The following is a 3,922-nucleotide window of genomic DNA, read 5'->3' on the forward strand; positions in this document are numbered from 1 at the left end:
TGAGCTTGCAGGAGATGGTCAGGATTTGGCTCATAAGTTCATTGTACTTCATCAAAGCGCATTCCTCCCGGCAGTGACCCTACGGGTACAGTGCGGGGCTCCTGCGATTTCTAACTGAAGCTAAAGGAAGAGGGGTGTTACGGCGGCACTGGGATCCCACTGGCTCCCACTCGGTGGCGGCGGCTGGGGTAATCAGCCAAACTCAGGGACAGGGATCGGGATCCGGCTAGGCTCGAGGCTGGGATGCGGATGGTTCCCTGGAAGACTTGGCTATTGGGGGGCAGCTCCCCCGGCAAACCCTGGGTGAGCGCGTTGATTGACCGTCCATTGTCGTCAGTAATGTTCAGGAAGCTATAGAGAAAGCGCACCGTCTCTGCCGAGTTGTTTTGCATAGCTACATTCAGAACCACTTGGCTTCCCTCGCGACGAACCGAAAGCACCTGCATAGAGACCTGTCCACTGGCGGCAATTGGTAGGGGGGGCGGAGGTGGTGTGGGCGCCGGCGGGGCAGGAACTCCGTCCTGCTGACGCGGACGGGGAGGTGGAGGAGATGGAGTGGCGGGGCGAGGAGTTGGCGACGGGGCCGCCGCCAATTCAGGAGACAATCTGGGGGTGGGTGTTGCAACCGGCGTGGGTGCTGGGGTAAAGAGGGGGGTGGGAGTTGGGGACGGACGAAGGCTGGCTTCGGCTGCTGCAATTACCTCAGCCTCGTTCAGCAAAGGCACAGTACGGGGATCCCGAACTTCGCGGGAAGGAGAAGCCCGACCGGCGCCGGTGACGGGAGAAGAAACCCCCGATAGAGCTCGCTGACCAAATAGGTAGCCCAGACAAGCACTCAACACCGTTGTGAAGAGAAACGCGCTCAGCCAGAACAGCACCCCCGAGAATGTGGAGGCGAACTCCTGAGACGGTTTGGCCGGTCTACGCAAAGGCTGTTAACTCCTGCTGCTAGTTCGCTTTCCTATGATACGAAAGTGACAGAGAAGCTAGGGGTTCTCGACCGGGGCAGAGTTTTTGCGCTGTTGCTCATGGGCCTGTAGCGGGGCGCTGTCTAAGTTGGGCAGCCGCTCCCCCAGCCACCAACCCGGATCTTCCCAGCTCAGGGATCCCAGCCATTTCCCGGCCCGATCTGCCAAGACCAAGCCCAACAAAACGGGAGCAGTGGTGATCCCCAGCGCTAGGCTGAGCCAGAGCGGTTGAGCAGATCGAAAAGAGGCCGAAGCAGCCTTTTGTTCAGGCGGAGATATTGGCTTGGGATCTGTCATGGTCGAGCTTTTGAGCCTGAAGTACAGTCAGGTTATTCGAGATTGTTTTTTCAAGCGTAACCAACTCTCATCTTAGCCTGCGGGGAATTTCTCAAGTAGTTTCAAACAGCAAGAAGGCTTTGCTTGATCTGAGAAAGCCCTGACATTGCTTCCTGATCTAGTGGCCGACAGAGAAGAGGTGCTGCCTGGCGTATGGCTTCAAGGGGCCAATCCCACCAAGCAAGTTGGATAAGCCACTCGATCACTTCAGGTGCAAAACGGTAGCGAACCACCCTCGCTGGCACGCCCGCAACAATGGCATAAGGGGGGACATCTCGAGTTACCACAGCACCCATTCCAACAACTGCTCCATTTCCAATGGTTACCCCCGAGCGAATCTTAGCGCCATAGCCAATCCAAACATCATGGCCAACAACAATATCTCCGCGAGTTACAGGGTGCCCTTTCAAAGCACGAAGCTCTCGCCAGGAATCAGGTAAATGGGTGAAAGGGTAAGTAGTAACCCAGTCAGTATGGTGCTCGTACCCTACGAAAAAATGCACCCCTCCTGCAATCGAAGTGCAACGTCCAATCTTGACGCGGGATGACTCTCCCATCCAATGAAGGAAAAACTCATATCCGTAGCTTAGGGAGCCAATCGTGAGCAGAGGAAAAGGCTCTAAACCGGCGTGAGCAAAATAGGTTTCTCTTCCAGCTGGGCAGCGTGCTCGATTCGGATGGGCATAGAGATTCAGCCTCAGGATTGACCGGGTACCACTCGGCTGAGGACTTCAGCAGGCTGTTGTCGAGGTTAGACTCAAACGTCAGTGGATTTCCATTCTACCCAATGGCGATTGTGCTGATCTGTGGCCCTGTGCGCTCTGGCAAAAGCCGGCTGGCAGAGGGTTTGGCTGCGGCTTCGGGCTTGCCGGTTATCTACCTGGCTACCGGGCCGAAACCCGATCCTGAGACTGACCCAGAGTGGGCAGAGCGCGTTCAACAGCACCGGCAACGGCGGCCTTCCGGTTGGCAGACTTGGGAAACCGGGAGGGACTTGGGGGCAGAACTGCAAAAGTTGCCCCAGCCCTGTTGTGCGCTGGTGGATTCGCTGGGGGGATGGGTGGCGCAGGGCCTAGACTGTCCCTCTTCAGAATGGGATCCCTTGGTGCAATCCTTCTTGGCAACCTTGCAAAGCCATAGAGGGGAGATCCTCCTGGTGTCTGAAGAAGTGGGCTGGGGGGTGGTGCCCGCTTACCCACTGGGGCGGCGGTTTCGGGATCGGATGGGGGAACTGACCCAAAGGCTGGCTCCCCTGGCCGACCAAGTGTTTTTGGTAACGGCAGGTTTTGCCCTGGATCTCACCCGTCTAGGGATCCCAGTGGCGAGCAAGACAGAGCAGAGCTGAGATAAGCTGCATTTGCAAGCCAGATAGCTGTGTTGCCGTGCCGATTACCCTCTACCTTCCCGCCAAGGCCATTCAAACTCTGGATCTCACCCCCGGCCATGAGCTGGTGAAAACCTTGATGGCGGATCCCGTGCGTGCTGCCCAGCAGGTGCAATGCGCCATCGATTGGCCGCGCAGCCCTGAGGATCCACGGGAGCTGTCCGAGATCCCGGAGGTGCGCCTGTGGTTTATTCGGTGGGATACGGTCTACCCCTGGATGCCCTACTTCCTCAATTGGCGTCAAGGAGAACTGGCCCGTTACGCGGCTATGATGGTGCCCCACCAATTCAACCCTCGGGAGGGTATTGTTTACAACCCAGAAGCGTTGGAGATCTTCGTCTACCAGAAGATCTTTGTGTTGATGCGGTGGTTTAAGCAGCAGAACCTGGGATCCGTCTCCATGCTGCGGGATATGGCTTTGGTGTTTGGCTTCGAGATCCAGCCGGAGTTTCTCGCCCTATGGGAGGCAGAGCCATGAAGGTGATGGTGGCCAACACCTGGCCAGGGATCCCGGGAGCTACGGCAGTGGCCGACGCTTGGCAGCAGGTGGTTCAACGCCCTTGGGGCCGGCTCAGTGTGGATCCCACCCCTTCGGAAGCTCAGCTAAAGGCCCTCTGGCAACAAATCTCCGAGTGGGCAGGAGAAAAAGATCCCCTACTGGTTTTGCCGGGCAGCGTTGCCGATCCCCTGGGGCCAGGCCAAACTTGGGCGGATCTGGCCCATGCGTGGGGGTTGAGCTTGCTGCTGACGCTGCAGCGGGAGGCCGCTCTGAGCCAAGCTGCCGCTTTTGCCGCCCTGTTGCGCCAAGCCAAGGCCCGCGGTTTGGGGTGGGTGCTGATTGGATCCCTGACCGAAACTGGGGATCCCCAAGCCTTGGAAAAGCTGGATGCAACTTTGATCCCGCGCCTGGAAGCCCAAGTAGGAATGCCGGTGTTGGGGAGAATGGCTCTTGATGGGCAGATCCTTTGGGATCCAGATGCCCTGCTGCTCTGCAATGCTGCCCAACCAAGGAACTGAGCGCCACCCATTGATCCCTGCGGCTCGAACCGTTCCTCTTCACTTGGAGGGTAGGCGAAACTTCATTCTTGTTGCTAGGGAAACCACAAAAAAATCCCCCAGACCAAGCTGGGGGATCCACCAATGCTGTTGAAGCGTCAGGTCAGGCCATCAGCCACGCACCGCAGGCGCTACCTCCACCGCCGCCAAATCCAGCGGGAAGTTGTGCGCATTCCGC

At 58.0% G+C, this 3,922-nt stretch carries 6 protein-coding genes; 3 read left to right on the forward strand and 3 right to left on the reverse strand.

All coding sequences use genetic code 11. The annotated features are described in order from the left end of the window. Window positions 1-137: 137 nt before the first annotated feature. The 3 genes from NW840_RS12165 to NW840_RS12175 all read right to left on the reverse strand — a co-directional run bounded on the left by NW840_RS12165 (window position 138) and on the right by NW840_RS12175 (window position 1,861). Window positions 138-929 (reverse strand): hypothetical protein, encoded by a 792-nt coding sequence (locus NW840_RS12165; protein WP_414344542.1) that lies wholly within the window; start codon window positions 927-929, stop codon window positions 138-140. 57 nt (window positions 930-986) lie between these two features. Further along, entirely contained in the window at window positions 987-1,265 is a 279-nt protein-coding gene (locus tag NW840_RS12170; RefSeq protein WP_041436124.1) for a hypothetical protein, read from the reverse strand. Between the two features lie 101 nt (window positions 1,266-1,366). Continuing rightward, window positions 1,367-1,861 (reverse strand): CatB-related O-acetyltransferase, encoded by a 495-nt coding sequence (locus tag NW840_RS12175; protein ID WP_414344544.1) that lies wholly within the window; start codon window positions 1,859-1,861, stop codon window positions 1,367-1,369. Window positions 1,862-2,091: 230 nt separating this feature from the next. Between NW840_RS12175 and cobU the strand changes: the two genes are divergently transcribed. Genes cobU through NW840_RS12190 form a run of 3 tightly spaced genes read left to right on the forward strand, consistent with a single transcriptional unit; the run spans window position 2,092 to window position 3,705 of the window. After that, window positions 2,092-2,649, forward strand: coding sequence for a bifunctional adenosylcobinamide kinase/adenosylcobinamide-phosphate guanylyltransferase (gene cobU / locus NW840_RS12180; RefSeq protein WP_414344546.1), 558 nt, complete (start codon window positions 2,092-2,094; stop codon window positions 2,647-2,649). A 37-nt stretch (window positions 2,650-2,686) separates the two neighbouring features. Beyond that, the gene (locus NW840_RS12185; protein WP_011432033.1) at window positions 2,687-3,166 is read left to right on the forward strand and encodes a CRR6 family NdhI maturation factor; all 480 of its coding nucleotides are present in this window, start codon (window positions 2,687-2,689) and stop codon (window positions 3,164-3,166) included. Further along, window positions 3,148-3,705, forward strand: a complete 558-nt coding sequence (locus NW840_RS12190; protein WP_414344548.1) for a hypothetical protein — start codon at window positions 3,148-3,150, stop codon at window positions 3,703-3,705. The genes NW840_RS12185 and NW840_RS12190 overlap by 19 nt, the downstream gene beginning before the upstream one ends. The last annotated feature ends 217 nt before the right edge of the window (window positions 3,706-3,922 follow it).

Origin of the sequence: Synechococcus sp. R5-13, from assembly GCF_047462015.1 — a bacterium.
Lineage (GTDB): Bacteria > Cyanobacteriota > Cyanobacteriia > Thermostichales > Thermostichaceae > Thermostichus.

Coding starts and splice junctions, on each gene's coding strand:
- NW840_RS12170 (WP_041436124.1), bottom strand. CDS start 1,265: ATGACAGATCCCAAGCCAATATCTCCGCCTGAACAAAAGGCTGCTTCG.
- NW840_RS12175 (WP_414344544.1), bottom strand. CDS start 1,861: ATGGGAGAGTCATCCCGCGTCAAGATTGGACGTTGCACTTCGATTGCA.
- cobU (WP_414344546.1), top strand. CDS start 2,092: ATGGCGATTGTGCTGATCTGTGGCCCTGTGCGCTCTGGCAAAAGCCGG.
- NW840_RS12190 (WP_414344548.1), top strand. CDS start 3,148: ATGGGAGGCAGAGCCATGAAGGTGATGGTGGCCAACACCTGGCCAGGG.